Here is a 19,574-nt window from a genome sequence, read left to right as displayed (position 1 = left end):
ATTCAATTACGCATAACGTAATTTGCTCGCTATCCAGCGTCAAGCTATAAAGACGCCCATTCGTTCCGGGACACGGCAGCACCATGGAAAAGACCAGCGACAGCAACGGCAAACAGAAAGTCCGCTCCGCCGAAGTCGGCACCGACATCCTCAAGGCCCTGGCCGAGTTGTCGCCGTCCACTTCGCTGTCGCGTCTGGCCGAACATGTGCAGATGCCGGCGAGCAAGGTTCACCGTTATCTGCAGGCCTTGATCGCCAGCGGTTTCGCCGAACAGAACACCGCCACCAACCATTACGGCCTCGGCCGCGAAGCGCTGCGCGTGGGCCTGGCCGCACTCAACAGTATGGACGTGCTGAAAGTCGCCGCCCTGCCGCTGGCCGAGTTGCGCGACGAACTCAACGAAACCTGTTTCCTCGCGGTGTGGGGCAATCAGGGCGCGACCGTGGTGCACATCGAACCGGCGGTGCGCGCGGTAACGGTAGTGACGCAACTGGGCTCGGTATTGCCGCTGCTCAGTTCCTCCACCGGTCTGGTCTTCGCCGCGTACCTGCCGCACCGGGAAACCGATGAATTGCGCGAACAGGAAATCGCCAGCGGCGGCCAACCGCTGGCGGACGAAAAAGCTTATGAGGCGTTGTGCGAACAGATCCGCGAACGCGGTCTGCATCATGTCCACGGCTTGCTGATGCCCGGTGTGGATGCCTTGTCGGCACCGGTGTTCAACGCCCTCGGACAGGTCGCTGCGGTGTTGACCATCGTCGGCCCGACCTCGCTGTTTCATGCCGACGAAAACGGCCCGGCGGCGCAGCGGTTATTGGCTGCGACGCGGGCCGTGAGCTGGCGGATGGGTCATGAGCCTCAAGCACTAGACGCTTGAGGCTCGATCCGCCTGTCACAGGACGGTGGTCTGACTCCTGCGGCTCTGATGATCCTTCATCAATTGCTCGATGATTTCGATCAGGCGCTTTTCTCCCAACTTCTGCCCTGTGGCCTGGGCCATCCAGCCCACCACGGTCCTGGCATCCTTGCCCAGGTCAAACAAACTCTTCTGAGCCTGTGTCACCTTGACCGGTTTGCCGGCTGCGGCTGCCTTTCCGAGACTCACCAATCCGATCAGCGCGGATTTTCCGTGGCCAAAGGCGGATGAGTAATCACCCTGCTCATACGCTCTGGCACCGTCATAAAGGCTCTTGAACACTTCCACGGCGGTGACCACTACCCCAACGGGAGGAATCACAAGACTGATAATGTTGGCGGCAAAAATCACATTGTCATACACCAGACCGGCTATGACCTCATTCAGACTTGTGGTTCGTGCGTCAATATCGCTGAGAACGCGATAGATACTGTCGTCATGAAGCATAGAGAGACCCAGCAACCGTACCTGGCCTTCGGGTTGAGGTGGTGCGACGGCATTGACCGTGGCAACAAGGTTGTCGAAGTAATCATCCACAACCTTGCGGTCGTCAATCTTCACCCTCGCCGTGTAGTAATCACGGAAAGGCCCATAACGGTAACGAATGGAGCCGACAAACTCGTTGAGCGAACGGAAACTCACACCGTCAGGCGCATTGGGCGTGTAAAGATAGTCATGGAATTTTCCATTAATGGACATCCGGAAAATATAAACACCTTCGACGATTCGCCGGCTCAGCAGGCGGAACTTGTAGATCCCCTCGTTTGTATTCGATGGAAACGGAGAGCCATCCGTGCCGGCGGTCTCGCTCAGGTTGTCGACCAGGCGTTGAATCCCTTTGAAGACTTCCGTAGAGAGGTTCCCGGAGAAATACTGATGACAGGCGTCGAAGTGCATCTCGCAGCGGATTTTTGTGGCATGCACAGCCCGCTTGAACTCATAGCCCGGATGTTTCCGGTCCAGATAGTCGTTTTGCAAAAGACGGGTGTAGTGATTCCCAGGACGCAAGGTTTCCGACCAGCTGGAAAGATCCCTGATATCCAGTTTTTCAATCGAAGGGTGTCCACCGGTCACGTAGAACTTCGGATTCTCATCAGGCGTCCGACCGGGCGTCTCGGGGACGTCGAAGTTATGGCCTTCAATCAGGACAGTGGTCAGATCCAGATGAAAATCGTCGGTCTGAATCATGATTTTATCGGGATCGACTTGAACCGTCTGACCACGAGAAAGCAGTAATTCTTCAATCCTTTGTTTGATCAGGGCACGGGTAAATTGCTCAAAAGTCGGAAAGCCATTATCCCGGGAGTTCACCATCGACAATGCCCTGAGTTCAGTACTGAGGCGCACATATCTTTGCCGCGCCGCTATTCCCGCATAGGTGTAGGCTGGAGGTGCCAGCGCTCGAACACGGCCTGCTTCATTCGCATAAGCCACTTCGCTATAACCGAATAACGGCTCACCCGCCTTCAGAGCCATGTAACCCGGCAAAGGATCCAGTTCATACATGTAATGCAGTGCGGTAGATCCTCCTCCCATCAGTTGGCCGGCAGTGGCCAGGTCGTCAGGCGGGATCAATGATTCGGCATACGCGCGATTATCCGACAACATAGACTCCAGCCAGCGATTGAACTGGTAAATGTCGGCAAACTTCACGAATTCGAATTGACCATGGGGCATTTTCATCAACGCGTAACGAGTACTTGTTGTGCGCGAAACGAACAACAGCACGTCTTGCAAAATCGAAGGTCGAGATTTCAGTTTCACTCCGCGAATTTCCACGGAAGGGTCACCCTGCAACGTGCGTTTGATCAATGCAGCATCTGCTTCATTGAAAACTGCAGAATGTTGGGCAACGAACAGTGCGAACTCCGCCTGACTGTGCAGATAATTGAAGTAGGACTCGCGAAACATTTGCGGACTGTCGGACGGCAGGGAATTGCTGAACTCCACGCGCAGGTCCCGATTGGATAACCAGCCTTCCAGTCTGGCGACGGTCAACCCGCTATCTGCCGGAGCACCCTCTATGCGCAGGCTCGCGCGGTTGCCGGCATCCTGCAGGCCGATAACGATGAACTCGGTCAGGGTGCAAGTGTCCTCCTGCTCGATCGTGCGTCCGCCGACCTTGATCCGGTGCAGGCTGTGGACCTTGATCGCATCCGGGTCCAGACGCATGCCCAATGCGCTTTCACACCAGGCACCGAAATGTTCTACGGCGAAATGACGCAGTGAGAACAGCGTATCGAATACCTGGGCGTGCTCGAATTCATACCCTTCTTTCGAAGCCTCCAGGGTTTCGTAAGCATGACCTACAGACTCACCGGCCGATTTTAACCAGTCTGGCCACGTCAGACGCTTGACGAGTACGCGCAGAGCGCCGATCCGTTGGTTCAGATCCGAATGCATCGCAAAGACCTGATGAATTTTTTCCAGTTCCTGGACAAATCCTTCCTGGCGTTGCTCACCGGATCTGAGCCGTGCAGCAAAGTGTGTCTCCTGCTCCTTGAGCCTGCTGTCCACGCAGTGTGTGAACAGGCTGACTGACAATGCCGGATACCTGATGGCATCAGGCGCGACTGCCAGTCGGCTGCACAGTGCTGCATGCAAGTCGGAACTGCTGGAGAAATATTCGAAACCCTTGTCCGGGGTATAAAGGAACCAGCCATAAGCATCGCTGGACAGCTTGACCTCAGAATCTGCGATGCTGGAATAGGACATGACAAAGCCAGACGCCAGATCCCGCGCAATACCGGATGTCGCGCGAATACTGATTTTATACGCACCGGGCGAGTCCATCCTCAACATCTCCCTGGCACGCAGTGCCTGATAACTCTTGAGCGAACCTGCTACTTCCGTCAGAGCCAACTCGGCCCGCAATGCTTCGGCAAACGCCGCTTCCAACAATACTTTGTGAGTTGTCAACTCCCCGGACTGGCTGCGAATTGAACTGCTCCAATATTGACGCGAGGCGCTCGCCTGATCACTGGCCAACTGTTGTAACGCCTGAGTCAAAACGTCCTCGACGTCGACAATCTTTAAACTCTCGATTTTCAAGCGCGCATCTGTTGTACCCGGGCTCAAATAGACAAAGTCATGATTCTGGATATAAGACGGATAAACAGCACGCTTCAGGAGATCAAAAAAAACATCAAGTATGGAACCGGACGGCCTGCTCTCGATTTCATATTGATCAGAACCGGCATTGATATACAAACGCTCCACATCAAGAGACTTCCCCAATCGTTCGAATCGTTCCGAAAGCCTTTTTCGTACAACTTCTCTCAGGGAAGGAGAACGTTCCAGCATCCCCCTCAACTCTTCCCCCGCACGCCGTGCGTCATCCAGCGCAACTTGCCCATCCGGATTATCCAAAACAGCGTCAACCATTGATTCTTTAAACATCATCCCCATTGGGCACATCCTGTATGTCATACAAAACGAAAGCAACTCAATGTCACTTTCACTGTAGCGAAAATGCCCCATCCAATTAAAAAATCAAAGACGCCATATATTTCAACAAGTCTAAATATCAAGGCGAGACTTAAACAACTCAACACAAATTCAGCAACTTGGCCTTCGCCACCGCCTGAGTTCGGCGCTCAACACCCAATTTGCTATGTATACGACGGACATGAGTTTTTACTGTATGCAATGAGATGAACAACTTCTCGGCAATTTGTAGATTGGAATCGCCGAAGGCAATCAGTTGCAGGACTTTAAGTTCTCGCTGACTGAGAGGGTTGATCGTCGTAGATTGTTCGTCCACCTGTTCCGCTGCTTCATCAATGCGCCAGCGCGAGGGCATCTCCACGCATCGGATATAGAGCTCAGCCAGCATTTGCTGCAGGCTGCAGCGCGTTATGATCTGGCAACCCTGATCGAAGAAACTCCTGGCTTGATCTGGCTCGCCCAGGATCAGCGCCACTTCGGTCAGCGTCAACAGTAACTCCGCCTCCAGCCTCACCATTCCTCGAGCCTGTGCCGACGTCAGCAAGGCACGCAGGCGAACCAGAGAGGTTTGCATCTGATGCAAGCGGGTCTCGGACAGAATCAACAAACACTCGATGCGCGGAACCAGTTCCAGCGTCGCCGGCGGGGCCTGCCGTGCGCGCGGGCCACGATAGTGCCTGAGCACGCGACTCAATGCTTCGCGAGCCAGTTCTGGTCGCCCTTGTTGCAACCAGAATTCGCTGCTGACCTGCAGCAGAACGCCGCGATAAACCGTGTCGGGAATCTGCCGCTGTTGCATGAGCCGCTCTGCATCACGCAGACGCATGAATGCCCGCGGATAATCGCCCTGATCGGCGGCCAGTTGTGCCTGTCCCAGAAAGCCGTACAGCACTCGTTTGTCATAGCTGCGCAGGCAGTCGTCGAGCCCTTGTTGAAAGAACACGGCCGCCCGGCCTTGCTGCCCCATGGTCAGTGCCAGCCGCCCTCGACGCAGGGCGATGCGCCCCAGCATCGGCGTCGGTCGCTCGACGGACGCGCCGAGCATTTCGCAAAGACCGGCCAGCAAGTCTTCGGCGCGAGCCGTCGCCCCCCGTTGCTCCAGCAGCTGGGCGTGATCCAGCTCCAGCAACGCCTCGAACAGCAATGCCCCCTCGGCCCGGGCCAGGCACAACGCTTCACGATTGATCGAATGCGCCAGCTCCAGATCACCGCACAGCAACGCTTGCTGAGTGCGGCCCGACAGGCACAGCAGGCGCGCCGTCCAGGCCTGCGGCGAAAGATCGTTCAAGGCTTGCTCGAAATGCGCGCGCGCCTCGTCCATGTGCCCCTGCAAATGCAACAGCCAGCCTTGCTGAGCCTGCCAGCGCGCGATCAATTGCCGTTGCTGACTCGCCGACGGCGGCGGAAGAAAACGCGACAGTTGCCCGATGCAATCCGCCGCCTGGGCAAAACGCCCGGCAAACAACAGCGCTGCCGTGATCAGCCCGACCAGTTGCGCCGAACCCAGCAGCAACTCCTCGCCTCGCTGCTCGTAGAGGCGCAACAACAGCACAACCGTCTGCTCCTCGAACAGATGCTCGAAAGTAAAGTGCTGCAGCAGGCTCACCGCAACTTCGTACTCTTCGGCCAGCAACGCCTGTTCGAAGGCGCATTTCCAATGCTGGCCGGCAGCAAACCACTGGCAGGCCAGGCGATGCCAGGAACGTCCGGCCGACCAGGGTTCGTCGCGCATCAAACGCGACAGCGGAGCACACACCTGCAACCAGTCCGGCGACCCTTGCCAGGGTTCGATAAAACACCCGAGGGTTTGTAGCGTGCGCATCCACTGCGCTCCTTCGCCGGCACCGAACAGGTGATCGCACAGGCTGGCGTTGAACCGCGGCAAATGCGCCAGCACCCGCCAGGCGTCGGCCAGCTCCGGGCTCAAACCGTTGAACAGTTCGTGTTGCAGATAGTCCAGCAGGGTATCCATGCGTTGCTGCGGCAAGGTCTTTTGCGACCAGTCGCATTTTTGCATCAACAGTATCCGCACCCCGGCGCACCAGCCACCGCTGCGCTGGAGGATCCGCCCGGCCACGTCGCCGGCCTGGGCTGGCGGCAGGTGCCGCAACAGTTGTGCAATCTCGCCGCGACTCAACGCCAGCGCCGCGCTTTCGCACTCGTACACGGCGTCATCAAGCAGCAGGCGCGGCCAGTTGCATTGCGGGCGTCGACGGGTGCCGATCCACCAGGTGACGGCGGGACTGGCAAGCGCCAGCATCCGGTCGAGCAATGCATCCAGCGCGGGTTCTTCAACACGGCAGTAATCGTCGAGAAACACCCACACCGGCGAGGACCGGCGCGCCAGCTCATGCAGCAGCGACGACTCATCCGCCGCTGCCAGCCCCAATGCCTGCGCCAGCCGCTCGCAAAATGCCGCGACACTCATCGACAGGCCCGCCAGCGGCAGCCAGCACACCGTACATTCGGCGGGCGCCTGCAGCAGGCATTCGGTCAACAGCGTGCTTTTGCCACTGCCGGCCGGTGCACAGATCAGCCGGACCCGTGCCGCAGACTCGAGCAGTGATGCAGTCAGATGTGGACGTGGAAGATGATGAGCTGAGAGTCTGGGCAGAAATCCCGGGCGATCCGGAGCGTGGGTCATGGCGGTCATCGGGTACGCCTTTTTATCGTTGTACGCTCACCCTAGCCCTCTCCCCGGCGCTTGTTGACGAGTATTCAGTACGCTGATTGGTGCCCATAAAAAAGGCGACCGTACGGTCGCCCTTTGCCTTGCAAATGTATCGAAACCCTTACCGTACGCCCTCGGCACGCAGGGCCGACGGGGTGTAGTCGGCGGCCTTGGCTTCGAAGCCGAACTCGAAGCTGTGCTTCTCTTCGTTCTTCATCCCCAGAGCAATGTAGCGGCCGGCGATGATGTCGTAGAGCGCCTCAAGGGTGTAGGCCTGCGCCTGGTGATCGTAGTAGTACTGAGCGTGTCCTTCGGCCACTCGCCACAGTTGCCCGCGACCGTCGTAGTGGTCGGCCAGTGCCACTTGCCAGCTGTCCTCGTCGATGTACATGTGGCGTTTGGCGTAGATGTGCCGCTCGTTCGGTTTGACCGTACCGACCACTTCCCAGACCCGGTGCAGTTCATAGCGGGTCAGGTCCTGGTTGATGTGCCCGGCCTTGACGATGTCGTCGTACTTGAGGCTCGGCGAGTCGAGCTTGTAGCTGTTGTACGGAATGTACATTTCCTTCTTGCCGATCAGTTTCCAGTCGTAGCGATCCGGCGCGCCGGAGAACATGTCGAAGTTGTCCGAGGTGCGCAGGCCGTCGGCGGCGGTGCCCGGCCCGTCATAGGCAACCTGCGGCGCACGCCGTACCCGGCGCTGGCCGGCGTTGTAGATCCACGCCAGGCGCGGCTCTTTCACCTGATCGAGGGTCTCGTGCACCAGCAGCACGTTACCGGCCAGACGCGCCGGGGCGGTCACCGACTGTTTGAAAAAGGTCAGGACGTTGGCGGCTTTTTCCGGATCGAGATCCTTCATCAGTTGCGGCACCGCGATCTCTTCTTCGAAGCGGATCGGCGTGTAGCTGCCGTTGGTCTGCGGGGTCACCTGAGTGATGATCCGTCGCAGATTGCCGCCGTGATAGCGGGTGATGTGATTCCACAGAACCTCAACGCCATTCTTCGGAATCGGGAAGGCGTAGTAGCGATTGCCGGTGAAGTTGGCCAGACCGTTGCCGTCGTTGATCGTGGTGACGTTGAGCGCACTGCGCTTGGCCGACTCGTAGATTTCCGGTGGCACGGCCACGGTGCGGTGGGTCGGGTAGACCGGAATCTTGTAGGTTTCGGGATAGCGCTTGAACATCGCCACCTGCCCGTCGGACAGCTTGTCCTTGTACTTGTCGACGTTGGCGGCGGTGATGGTGAACAGCGGTTTTTCGCTGGCGAACGGGTCAGCCAGGAAGCCCTTGCTGTCGACCGCCCCGGCGTTTTTCGGGATACCGCCGGTCCAGGCCGGAATCGACCCGTCGGCATTGCCGGCCTTCTCGGCCCCCAGCGGTGTCAGGCTGGTGCCGAGCTTGTTGGCTTCGTCCGGCGACACCGCCGCGATCACGTTGGCGGCCAGCAGGCTCAGGGCCAGGACACCGCATTGCAGAATCATCTTGCGCATTGCACTCATCCTTCTCGGGCAGATCAGAAGTTCACACCGAAGCTCAGGGCCACGAAGTCACGGTCTTCGAGGGTGTTGTAGTCACCGCCGAAAAAGTCGGTGTAACTCAGGCTCGCGGTATAGGTGTTGCGGTAGTCGGCATCGACCCCGACGCTGACGGCCTTGGCGCCTTCGTTGAACAGACCGTTGGGGCCATAACCGGCGACGTCGTGGGACCAGGACAGGTTGGGCTTGAGGTTGATCCCGCCGATCACGTTGGCGTAATCGAGGATCGCCCGTGCGCGATAGCCCCAGGAGGTGGAGGTGACGAAGCCGTCGGTGTCACCGCCGAAACCGTACTGGCCGTAGACCGAATCGCGGCCGTAACGCAGCTTGCTGCGCGACTCCAGCCCACCGACCCGGACCACCGCCGCTTCACCGACCAGGGTCAAACGTTGAGCGCCCCAGACCTGATCGAAAAAGTGCGTCAGCGTGCTCTGGATCTGCGTCACTTCCTTGCGCCGGTAGCCCTTGTTGTCGGCCCCTGGCGAGGTGACCAGCGGCGACGCAGCACCGCCGGCAATCGGATTGAGCAGCGCCAGGGTCAGGTCGTTGGTGTTGACCTGCACCGGCGCATTGGGCCGATAGCTGATCTCGCCGGTCCAGGCGGTGCCGGTCGGCAACGTGGTGGAGAAACTCGCGCCGTACAGGCGAATGTCTTCCGGGTATTCGAGGTAGTACTGACCACGCCCGAGCATCACGCTTTGCGCCAGTCCCGAACCACTGCCGGGTGCCAGCCGGTTGGCGATCCCGACCATGCCCGGCAATGACGCCAGGGTCGACAGGCCGGCGGTGCTGGTGCCAACGGTCGGCGTGCGGCTGTGGTAGTTCATGAAGTAGAGGCCGTACTCGGTGTCATCGCCGAGCCAGCGCAGTGCCGTACCCCATTGTCCGGAATCCCGCGCATCGCGGTCGCCGCCACGGGGCACGATCACACCTTCGCGGGTGACCTGGATCGGCTGACCGAAGGCTGCCGTCAGCGGCGCCAACGGAGCGATCGCCGGGCTGCCGACGGTGTAGCCGTTGTTGCAACCGTCCGCCGCCACGTCGACACCGAAGAAGGTGCCGCAGTTGTCGAGGACGGTCTGATCCCATTCCAGTTGATAGAAGCCCTCGACCGTCAGTTGATCGGTGAGCCCCTGAGAGGCGAACAACATGTTCACCGGAATCAGCCCCTCCTTGATCTCCGCACCCGGCCGACGGAACGCCGAAACGTCGATCGGGTTGATGCTGTTGATCGAGTTGCCGATGAAGGTGCTTTCGCCCCAGCTCACCACCTGTTTACCGGCGCGAACCGTGCCCGGCAGATCGGCGATGGAATAGTTGTGATAGACGAACGCATCGAGAATCTGCGCGCCCGAAGACTTCGCGCCCTCCTTGCGGCCCTTGTCGCTGATCGGTTTGAACTCGCGGTCTTCGTCCTTGAGTTCGAAGTCGTACCAGTACTTGCCGCGCACGAACACACCGGTGTCGCCGTACTTCAGTTCGAGGTCGTGGATGCCTTTGAAGATCTTGGAAAAGGTCTCGCCCTTCTTGAAGTTCAAACGCCCGTCATCACCGGTGGACGACTGGCCCGTCCCGCCGTTGACCGTACCCACCAGCGACTTGTCGGCATCGCGCATGCCCCAGCTCGCACCGACCGACAGCGACGAGTCGAACGTGCCTTCGATTTCCCCGATATTGAAAGCGACCGCGTGCGCCTGGGCACAGCAACCCAAAGCCACCGCAGCGGCAAGCGCCTGCGGAGTGAAGATGGCGCGCATTGTTGTTTTTGTCATGCGTCTTCCCCGGTGAGTGACAGAAGGCCTCACCCTACTGCCGCCACACGGGGACGATAAGCGCACCAAGGAGGTATTCACGCTGTCGCTCGAAAGGATGAATCCCCGCCTGCGACAAGGGTTTGCGCCCACCATGAACAGGCTGGATGGACCACTATCAACGCAGCGGATAATGACCACCCCGGTGCGCGCCACTGTTACACGCCCCGTAACAGTGCATGTCCGGAATCGCTATTTTTCCCCGAGGCGCCAGCCCGTATTCTGAGCGGGCTTTCACGGCAGACCGCCAGAAAGCCCGAAGTCCGCGACCTAGTCGTCGGCAACCGATTTCTGATGGACCGAAGCGTTTTTCGACCCATCGCCCCGGTGTTCACTGACGTTGATTTGTAGCTCCTTGATCCAACGTCTTACCTTGGCCGCTGCGTTTGCAGCGGCCTTTTTTATGGGCGCTGGTTTACCGCATTGAGCCAGTAATCAGTCACTCCCCCGCCACTGTCAGATGCTTCCTGAATCCTTTTCGGAAACTTCCTTATTGAAATAACGAACAACTTCTATTCGTTATTTATCACCGAATTTTCTGCCGCGCTCCTCTGTAACTGCCTACAGGACTCTCGGACCCGCGCCCGGCGTTTCACCTGTAACTTTAAATGGCAGAACAACTCATCACTTTTAAACAACGCACATTCAAAAGGATATGAATATGCAAAGGCCTCCAGCATTGGAGCTGACTGAACCTGTCCACACGACAGCGGTAGCGCCTCCCGGCTACAACCCGTTACCGGCAACTACATTTGATGTCAGCAGCAGCGGCGCCTTTCAAAGGCCGCCTGCCTTTGCGGGCAACGTACATATCGTGAAAGGCACCGCTCAAGTGCTGGATCAGGAGTTTCAGGCCAGAGCCAGTCAACTTGCACAAACCCTCGAACATGAACTTGCCGCCGCCAGACTCGAAGTTTCAACTCACCCTCTGCCGCCCGCCGAGGCAATCATTCGTGAACTCGGTGTTCGCAATACGCTGATGGCGCGCAAGACTGCCGAGTTTCATCGCCAGACCGCCTTGGGCAACACGTTTTATGGCAGCGATCCCCTGAACCGGCCGTTGAACGATTTCACCGCGCGAGCGCGAATGATGGAGCGCCCTCTCAAGCCTGATGGCATTGCCTTTCAGACCTGGTCGTTCTCATACCGGGCCGCTCACGAAGCGAGGCTGTTGTCGCAATCGCTGCAGTTGCTCAACCAGCAGCAAGTCAATGTGCTCAACTGGCTGGCGACCGTTCAGGCCAACGATCAAGCGCGAATCGCCGCCGAGCAACAAGCGCAGAGAGCTGCTGCCGAACTGGCGCGGATCAATGAACAAGCTCGACTTGAAGCGCTGGCACAAGCTGCACGTGTAGTGGCCGAGCGAGAGCGCGTTGCCGCCGAACAACACCGTCAGCAAGCACTCGCAGAGGCGGCACGGCAGCAAAAGGAACAAGAGGAAATCCAGGCTCGTGAAGAGGCGCGCCTTGCAGCGCTGGCTGAAGCACAACGGCTTGCTGCTGAGCAGGCGCAAATCGCCGCCGACGCTGCAGCGCAACAGATTGCTGCCGAACAGGCACGTCTGCAAGCGCAAGCCGATGCTCAGCGCCGCAATGAAGAGCGCTGGCTGCTGGCTGAAAAAACACGGCAGGAAAAACAGCAGAAAGCGCTGCGAAAGGCACAGAAAAAACGCCGTAAAAAAGCGCGCAAGATCGCCAGGGAACAGGCCCGACGGCAAGCAGAAAACGCCCTGAGCGGACAATCTCCCGTCTTTGCCAATGCCGGATCGATGGCTGCAATCGGCCCGACCTTTACCGGGCCTCTCGGTGTTTTTGGCAACAACCCGGCAACCACGCTGGCACTCAGAACATCGCTGCGAACGGCGGTGTCCCTGGCGCTGGCGGCCATATCCACAGCGGCGGCGCCGGTGATAGTCGGGTTCGCCGCTTTGCTCGTTCCCTCGGAACTTGGGAACGGCGACCTGTTTGCTGCAAGTGTCCCGCTATCAGAACTTGCGCCTGATTTGGACACCGACCTGTACGAACTGGCGACGACCGGCGGTGAAGTCGATCTGCCGGTCAGGCTTGGCTCCAGAACGTTCGGTAACACAGTCGAAGTTGTCGTCGTCAGCACCGATGGCGTGACAGTCCCCAGCAAAGTGCCGGTGGTACTCGCACGCTTTGACGTACAGAAAAACACTTACATTTCCACTGCTAATGCAAGCGACTCCAAAGGCCCTGTCGTCACTTGGACGCCGTTGGTAAAACCGCTGAATCCTTCGACAGATTTGCCAGTCGCCGACACAGACTTGCCGAACTACGAAGGCGCCGATGTCACGCCTGACAGCGGACGGATCGATCCATTTCCTCAGCTTGATCAGTATGGGTTTGATGGGTGGGTTACGGTTTTCCCGATCGACTCTGGAATACCGCCGATTTTCACGATGTTTCGGGATCGGCGGCAGGATCCCGGTATCGCCAGTGGGATAGGGCAAACGGTTTCAGGCAATTGGTTGGGAACAGCTGCGACGCAGCAAGGTGCGCCGATTCCGACGCAAATTGCGGATAAGCTCAGAGGTAGGGAGTTTTCGAGTTTCAGGGCATTTCGCAAGGCGTTTTGGAAGGCGGTAGGGGATGATCAAGCGTTGTTTGAACAATTCACCACTTTCAGTAAATTTGACATAAAAAAGGGTCTTTCACCAACAGCTCCCAGGTCAGAACAAGTGGGTGGAAAAACAAAACTGGATATACATCATGTCGTACCTATCGCTGAAGGTGGTTCGGTTTACGATCTAGACAATCTTCGTGTATTAACTCCAAAACGACACATTGAAACCCATTCCGAAATGAGAAAACAAAAAAATGAAATTCAAGAATAAATTTGAGGAATATACGGAAGCCGAATATGTAGCACTTATTAATCGGCTGGTCGAAGGTGATTACTCATCAGAAAAAGAGCATGACGCTATCGTCGACAACATTGTAAAAACCTCGGAGCACCCAAATGGAACGGACGTTCTTTACTACCCGGAAGAGGGTACGGACGACAGTCCGGCAGGAGTTTTAGAAACCATCAAGGCTTGGCGCGCTGCCAACGGAAAACCCGGATTTAAAAACGAAGAATAGAAAGCAAACAACGAGCAGGCAACTCATGCCTGCTCGTCTCTTTATGTATTACAACGAATACTTCTGCAAATTCCCCATCATTTCCTTCAGCGCCTCGATATTGTCCTTCGGATGCGCCGCACCTTCGAAATCACAGATCTGCTGCCAGTGCGCCGCGACGTCTTCCGGGGAAAACCCGACGCGTGGATCGAAGCCGGCGCCCAGGCTGCGCTCCCAGCGCACCTTGCCCATCCAGCCGCCGCCGACTTCGAACAGGCCCGAGGTTTCCTGGCACTGTTCACTGGCCAGGTACACCACCAGCGGGCTGACCAGTTCAGGCTTGAGTTGTTCGAACACTTGCGGCGGAATCAGGCCTTCGGTCATGCGGGTGCCGCCGGTGGGAGCGATGGCGTTGACCAGGATGTTGTTCTTGCGACCTTCGATGGCCAGGGTGCGGGTCAGGCCGTAGAGGCCGAGTTTGGCCATGCCGTAGTTGGACTGGCCGAAATTGCCGTAGATGCCCGAGGTCGAGGCGGTGAAGATCACCCGGCCGTAATTTTGCTCGCGCAGATGGGGCCAGGCGGCGCGGGTCACTTTATAGGCGCCTTCGACGTGGACGCGGTAGACCAGATCCCAGTCGGCGTCTTCCATTTTATGGAAGGTCTTGTCGCGCAGGATCCCGGCGTTGTTGACCACGACATCGACGCGACCGAACACGTCGAGGGCGTTCTGTACCAGTTTGTCGCCGTCGGTAACCGAATCGTGGTTGGCTTCGGCGATGCCGCCGGCCTCGCGGATTTCCGCCACCACGCGGTCGGCGGCCGAAGCGTTGGCGCCTTCGCCCTGAGTCGAGCCGCCGAGGTCGTTGACCAGCACTTTGGCGCCCTGTTTGGCGAACAGCAAAGCGTGAGCGCGTCCCAGGCCACCACCGGCTCCGGTGACGATCACGACTTTATCTTCGAAACGCACAGACTCATTCATCGGGGCAACTCCAGCAGACCTGAGGGACAGTGTCCCTGAGTGTCAGGCACAGAGCGTGCGGTCACAACGAACACGGCTGGGGCTGAATGGTGCGCGATAAGGCTGAAGGATGATGAAAACGTGCCGAGGCGCCAAGCGCGTTCGGCACGAACTCAGGAACACGCTACCTTGCGCGGAGGCAGCACGAAGTGATCGCGAAATTCGAGGTAGTGCCTGAGCACCTGCACCGGCGCTTCTATTTGCGGGTAGTGACCGATGCCCGGCAACTGCACCGTGTCGGCGTCAGGGATCAGCTCGCGATACCGTTCAACCATGTGCGCCCCGGAAATCGGATCGACTTCGCCATCGATCACCCGCAACGGCACCTCGCCACGCTGCATTGCCGCGACCCAGCGATCACGCTGAACCCGTCGTTCGGGAATGTAGTGAATCAGCTTGTGCATGACCCGTTGCCCGCGATTGCATTCGATCAGGCTCCAGAAATCATCCATCTCGCTTTCACTGGGCCGAGTGTCCGGGCCGAAAATCTGCTGGAAACTCTTCACCAGCGCATCGCGGGTGAATGCCCGGCCGATCATCCAGCCCAAAGGGCTTAGCAGCAGCTTTTGCGCCAGCAGCGGCCGATGGGTTTCCGGGAACAGACCACCGTTGAGGAATACGCAACTGGCGACCTCGATCCGATCTTCGTAATGCCGGGCCAGCAGTTCCTGGGCAACACTGTCGCCGTAGTCATGGGCCAGAATGTGCACCGGTTGTTCGACCTGCAGATGCGACAGCAAGGCCTGTTGCAGATCGGCCTGCTCCAGCAGGCTGTAGGTGTGATTCAGCGGTTTGGCCGAGTCGCCAAAGCCGAGCATGTCGCAGGCAATCACCCGGTAGCGCTGGGACAGCGGCTGCCACAGGTAATGCCAGTCCCAACTGGCCGTCGGAAAGCCGTGGATCAGCAGCAGCGGATCGCCCTGCCCGGCCGTCCAGTAGCGGATCGGCTGACCACGGAAGACAAACGTCTGGCTGCGCTTGCGCCAGACACTCAGAGGGATCTCGGCGAGAGGCATTAGAGTCTGTACCCCGGGTCTTGTTTATCGAGTTTGCGCAGCAGCGCCGGCCAGGCCAGCGCGCCCCCCATGCCTTGAGCACTTTTCGTGACGCCGGCAATCATTGCCTTGGCACCCGCCAGTATCTGCGGTTCGATGGCGATCAGTTCGGCCCCGCCGGTCTGCGCCATGACCTGAATGTCGCAGGCACGCTGGAAGGTGAACATCATCAGAAACGTGTCGGCGATGGTGCCGCCACAGGTCAGCAAACCGTGGTTGTGCAGCATCAGGAAATTGTTGTCACCCAGGTCCGCCTGCAACCGCGCTTTCTCTTCATGGTTGAGGGCCACCCCTTCATAGGCGTGAAAGGCCAGGCTCGACAGTACGAACAGCGATTGCTGACTGATCGGCAACACGCCCTGCTTCTGCGCCGACACCGCGACACCCGAAGCGGTGTGGGTGTGCAGCACGCAGGCCACGTCGTGCCGCACTTCGTGCACGGCGCTGTGGATCGTGTAGCCGGCGGGATTGATCTCGTAGGGGCTGTCCATGAGTTTGTTGCCGGCCTGGTCGACCTTCACCAGACTGGACGCGGTGATCTCATGGAACATCAGGCCGAACGGGTTAATCAGGAAATCTTCGGTGCCGGGGACCTTGGCGGAAATGTGCGTGAAGATCAGATCGTCCCAGCCATGCAGCGCGACCAGACGATAACAGGCGGCCAGATCGACCCGGGTCTGCCATTCCGCGGCACTGACCTGGTCTTTGACATTCACGGACGAGGGGACGGGGGCTACGCTCACTGTATGCACCTCTGCGTTCTTATTGTTTTTGCGTGTGTCAGCAGTCTAGTCAGCCCCGGACGGTCGCGTAGTTGCATTGGCAGCCAGCTTGATGACTGAACGAGTCAGCAACGCAAACAGCTTGGATCCATGTCAAAGCACCGCCGCCAACAAAGGCGCGGCGAACAGATTGAGCAACCCCGTCAGCACCATCACCAACCCCGCCACCGAACCTTCTTCGCCGCCCACTTCATGGGCCCGGCTGACCCCGGCACCGTGCGCACCGACGCCGAACAATGCACCGCGCGCCAGGGCGCTGCGCAAAGGCAGCCACTTGAGCAGCACACCACCGAGCATCGCGCCGAACACACCGGTGAACATCACGAACACCGCTGTCAGCTCAGGCACACCACCCAGGTCCTGCGCCAGCGGCATGGCGAACGGCGTGGTGATCGAACGCGGCACCAGCGACAGCGTCACCGAACTGTCCAGCGCCAGCGCTTTCGCGAGGCCGAACGAGGTGGCGATCGACGCCGCACTGCCAGCCAGCATGCCCAGCAGCAACGCTGACCAATGCCGCACCAGCAAACGCCGCTGTTGCCAGATCGGCACCGCAAACGCCACGGTGACCGGGCCGAGTACCCGCATCAGCCAATGGGTGTTGCTCGAATATTCGGCGTAAGCGGTGTGCAGCGGCACGGCCAGCGCCAGCAGCAACGCGGGGACCAGAATCAGTGGCGACAGCACGTAGCGCCCGGTCCGGCGATACAGCCAGCGACTGAACAGATAAGCCAGTAACGTGAACGCCAGCCAGAACATCGGCATCAGCTCAAGCTTCATGGGACCGCCTCAGGCGCACGGCCAGTTCCACGGTGAACGCGGTCACCAGCATCACCATCAGCGTACTGGCCACGATCACCAACAAGATCCGCCAGCCGTCATCGCGCAGCAATGCGCCGTAATCCAGCAGGCTCATCAGCGCCGGAATGAAGAACAGCAGCATCTCGGCCATCAACAATCCTGCGCCCATTTGCAGCGCCGCCGGTTTAATCCAGCCGAACGCAAAGCCCAGCAGTAATAGCGCCATGCCGATCACGCCGCCGGGAATCGGCCAGGCCAGCCACGCTGCGATCTGGCAGCCGAGCAGGTAAAGAGCGAGCAGCACGGCCAGTTCGGCCAGCAGGCGAGAGAGGTATTTGAGGGTCGAGGCTTTCATCGATGGGCTCCTTTCAGGTGGCTATCTTACGAACCCGGCTACCATCTCCGAAGCGAATTGTTAGACTCAAAGCCATTCCAATCTGGAATCAGGCCATGGAATTCAAACAACTCAGAAGTTTCGTCGAAGTCATGCATCAGGGCGGTTTCACTCAAGCTGCGAAGACCCTGCACATCAGTCAGTCCGCCGTGAGCAAGCAGATCGCCCAGCTCGAACAGAGTCTCGGCACCCCGCTTCTCGAACGGCTCGGCTCGCAGATACGCCTGACCGCCGCCGGCAGTGTGGTGTTGCATCGGGCCGAAGGCATGCTGCGCTTGCGCAATGAATTGCTCAGCGAACTGGATGACCTCAGCCAACTGGCACGGGGCGAGTTACGTCTCGGGCTGCCCTTGCTGGGCAGCGATGCATTGTTTGCCGGGCTGTTTGCCGAATACCGACGGCGCTATCCGAACATCAGCGTGCAGTTGCTTGAAGGTGGCAGCCGCAATATCGAACAGGCGGTGCTCAGCGGGGAGCTGGAGTTGGGTGGCAGTCTGCTGCCGAAGGATCCGCAATTCGACTTTCAGCCGTTCTGTGATGAACCGCTGGATGCGCTGCTTCCGGTGGATCACCCGCTGGCGGCAAAAGGCGAAATCGGTCTGGAGGAACTGGCCGATACGCCGTTCCTTTTGTATCAGCGCAGTTTCGTGCTCAACGATCGTTTGCTTCAGGCGTGCCAGCAAATGGGCTTCACGCCGAAAGAAGGCGGGCGCAGTGGTCAGGCGGATTTTCTCGCGGCGCTGGTCGCCGCCGGGCAGGGCGTGGTGTTGCTGCCCAGCGTGGTGGCGCGCGGTCTGGTGCGGCCAGGCGTGGTGCGCCTGACCTTGAACGCGCCGGACTACCTGCGCTGGGACATCGCTTTCATCTGGCGCCGGGGCGCCTATCTGTCGAAGGCTGCGCAGGCCTGGCTGGCGCTGCTGCGTGAACGCGGGATCAGCCCTTGAGCGTGGCGATCAACTGTTGCAGCCAAGGCTCGGCGTCGGTTTCCGGGGTGACGCTTTCGCTGGCGTCGATGCGCAGCATGTCCTGCACCTCGCGTACGCCCAGTTCGCCGAACAACTCGCGCAGTTGCTCGCCGCCGCCGCAGAAAGTGTCGCCGTAACTGGCGTCACCCAAGGCGATTACCGCGCCGGGCAAGCCCCGCCAGGCCGCCGGTAACTGATCGCGAATGGCCGAATACAAAGGTTGCAGGTTATCCGGAAGCTCACCCATGCCGGTGGTCGAGGTCACGCCCAGCAGGGCTTCAGGGCCAAAAGCCTGGAGATCGGCAAGGCTGGCGCGCGAGTTGTAGAAGGTTTCAAAACCGGCGGCGTTCAACAGGCTCTGAGCGTGGCGAGCGACTTCTTCGGCCGTGCCGTACACCGAGCCGGAGAGGATGGCGACTTTCATCAATCTGATCCTGAAACTGAAAAAAAGAGCGCCGATAGTAACAGCCGGCGACGTCATGTTGCGATTGGCTCTCGATAAGCGCTGATGGCCAGTAGACAGCGCCGGGCGATCTTCTAGAATGCCTTCGGTCGATAACCTTGAAAGGATTCAAAGATGATCAATGCCAGTCTCATGCAAATGGTGATCAACGCGTCGAACGATGGAATCGTGGTGGCCGAACGGGAGGGTAAGGATGACAACATCCTGATTTACGTGAACCCGGCCTTCGAACGCCTGACCGGCTACACCAGCGAAGAAATCCTTTATCAGGATTGCCGTTTCCTGCAGTCGGGCGATCGCGATCAGGAGAACCTGGCCCTGATTCGCGATGCCCTGCGCAACAACGGCTCATGCCGGGAAATTCTGCGTAACTACCGCAAGGACGGCACGCCGTTCTGGAACGAGCTGTCTCTTTCAACGGTTAAAAATGTGGACGACGGGCAGACCTACTTCGTCGGCGTGCAAAAGGACGTCACCGTTCAGGTCAAGGCTCAGCAGCGGGTTGCGCAACTGGAAGCCCAGGTGGCGGCACTGGAAGCAGAACTTGCAGCCTTGAAAGCGACGAACGGCGCAAACAAAACTGCGAACTAAGTGTCAGTAACTACAATCACCAATGACTTTGTAATTATTC

At 58.8% G+C, this 19,574-nt stretch carries 15 protein-coding genes; 5 read left to right on the top strand and 10 right to left on the bottom strand.

Going from position 1 to position 19,574, the window contains the following annotated elements:
• Positions 1-83: 83 nt before the first annotated feature.
• Complete coding sequence (locus tag ACODTD_RS05230) at positions 84-878, top strand: IclR family transcriptional regulator (protein WP_011332513.1); 795 nt, start codon at positions 84-86, stop codon at positions 876-878.
• 15 nt (positions 879-893) lie between these two features.
• On the opposite strand, the gene ACODTD_RS05225 is transcribed toward ACODTD_RS05230, so the two are convergent.
• The 4 genes from ACODTD_RS05225 to ACODTD_RS05210 form a co-directional block, all read right to left on the bottom strand.
• Positions 894-4,325 (bottom strand): dermonecrotic toxin domain-containing protein, encoded by a 3,432-nt coding sequence (locus tag ACODTD_RS05225; protein WP_221615061.1) that lies wholly within the window; start codon positions 4,323-4,325, stop codon positions 894-896.
• A gap of 139 nt (positions 4,326-4,464) precedes the next feature.
• A complete protein-coding gene (locus ACODTD_RS05220) occupies positions 4,465-7,017 on the bottom strand; it encodes a helix-turn-helix transcriptional regulator (RefSeq protein WP_489104584.1) in 2,553 nt (850 codons plus the stop codon).
• 139 nt (positions 7,018-7,156) lie between these two features.
• Entirely contained in the window at positions 7,157-8,524 is a 1,368-nt protein-coding gene (locus ACODTD_RS05215) for a DUF1329 domain-containing protein (RefSeq protein ID WP_011332510.1), read from the bottom strand.
• A 23-nt stretch (positions 8,525-8,547) separates the two neighbouring features.
• Positions 8,548-10,341, bottom strand: a complete 1,794-nt coding sequence (locus ACODTD_RS05210; RefSeq protein WP_011332509.1) for a DUF1302 domain-containing protein — start codon at positions 10,339-10,341, stop codon at positions 8,548-8,550.
• 718 nt (positions 10,342-11,059) lie between these two features.
• Between ACODTD_RS05210 and ACODTD_RS05205 the strand changes: the two genes are divergently transcribed.
• The gene (locus ACODTD_RS05205; protein WP_262415121.1) at positions 11,060-13,237 is read left to right on the top strand and encodes an S-type pyocin domain-containing protein; all 2,178 of its coding nucleotides are present in this window, start codon (positions 11,060-11,062) and stop codon (positions 13,235-13,237) included.
• Positions 13,221-13,484 (top strand): bacteriocin immunity protein, encoded by a 264-nt coding sequence (locus ACODTD_RS05200; RefSeq protein ID WP_041475141.1) that lies wholly within the window; start codon positions 13,221-13,223, stop codon positions 13,482-13,484. The genes ACODTD_RS05205 and ACODTD_RS05200 overlap by 17 nt, the downstream gene beginning before the upstream one ends.
• 48 nt (positions 13,485-13,532) lie before the next feature.
• Here the strand turns inward: ACODTD_RS05200 and ACODTD_RS05195 are convergent, their stop codons facing one another.
• From ACODTD_RS05195 to ACODTD_RS05175, 5 genes are all read right to left on the bottom strand, one after another.
• Complete coding sequence (locus ACODTD_RS05195; protein ID WP_011332507.1) at positions 13,533-14,444, bottom strand: SDR family oxidoreductase; 912 nt, start codon at positions 14,442-14,444, stop codon at positions 13,533-13,535.
• Between the two features lie 152 nt (positions 14,445-14,596).
• A complete protein-coding gene (locus ACODTD_RS05190) occupies positions 14,597-15,499 on the bottom strand; it encodes an alpha/beta fold hydrolase (RefSeq protein ID WP_285356341.1) in 903 nt (300 codons plus the stop codon).
• A complete protein-coding gene (locus tag ACODTD_RS05185; protein WP_039769359.1) occupies positions 15,499-16,281 on the bottom strand; it encodes a class II aldolase/adducin family protein in 783 nt (260 codons plus the stop codon). Before ACODTD_RS05185 ends, ACODTD_RS05190 begins: the two co-directional genes overlap by 1 nt.
• Before the next feature lie 132 nt (positions 16,282-16,413).
• A complete protein-coding gene (locus tag ACODTD_RS05180) occupies positions 16,414-17,100 on the bottom strand; it encodes an LrgB family protein (protein WP_489104583.1) in 687 nt (228 codons plus the stop codon).
• The gene (locus ACODTD_RS05175) at positions 17,090-17,476 is read right to left on the bottom strand and encodes a CidA/LrgA family protein (RefSeq protein ID WP_489104582.1); all 387 of its coding nucleotides are present in this window, start codon (positions 17,474-17,476) and stop codon (positions 17,090-17,092) included. Before ACODTD_RS05175 ends, ACODTD_RS05180 begins: the two co-directional genes overlap by 11 nt.
• Positions 17,477-17,571: 95 nt before the next feature.
• Between ACODTD_RS05175 and ACODTD_RS05170 the strand changes: the two genes are divergently transcribed.
• On the top strand, positions 17,572-18,459 hold the full coding sequence (locus tag ACODTD_RS05170; RefSeq protein WP_011332503.1) for a LysR family transcriptional regulator: 888 nt from the start codon (positions 17,572-17,574) through the stop codon (positions 18,457-18,459).
• Here the strand turns inward: ACODTD_RS05170 and ACODTD_RS05165 are convergent.
• Positions 18,449-18,904 (bottom strand): flavodoxin, encoded by a 456-nt coding sequence (locus ACODTD_RS05165; protein WP_064382505.1) that lies wholly within the window; start codon positions 18,902-18,904, stop codon positions 18,449-18,451. The two genes, ACODTD_RS05170 and ACODTD_RS05165, sit on opposite strands and share 11 nt — an antisense overlap.
• A 153-nt stretch (positions 18,905-19,057) precedes the next feature.
• Here ACODTD_RS05165 and ACODTD_RS05160 point away from each other — a divergent pair, with 153 nt between their 5' ends.
• Positions 19,058-19,534 carry a PAS domain-containing protein gene (locus ACODTD_RS05160; RefSeq protein ID WP_011332501.1) on the top strand — a complete coding sequence of 159 codons (477 nt, stop codon included), beginning with the start codon at positions 19,058-19,060 and terminating at the stop codon, positions 19,532-19,534.
• Positions 19,535-19,574: the final 40 nt, after the last annotated feature.

This window comes from Pseudomonas sp. FG35, assembly GCF_057809295.1.
This window is presented reverse-complemented; position numbering and strand designations above follow the sequence as displayed.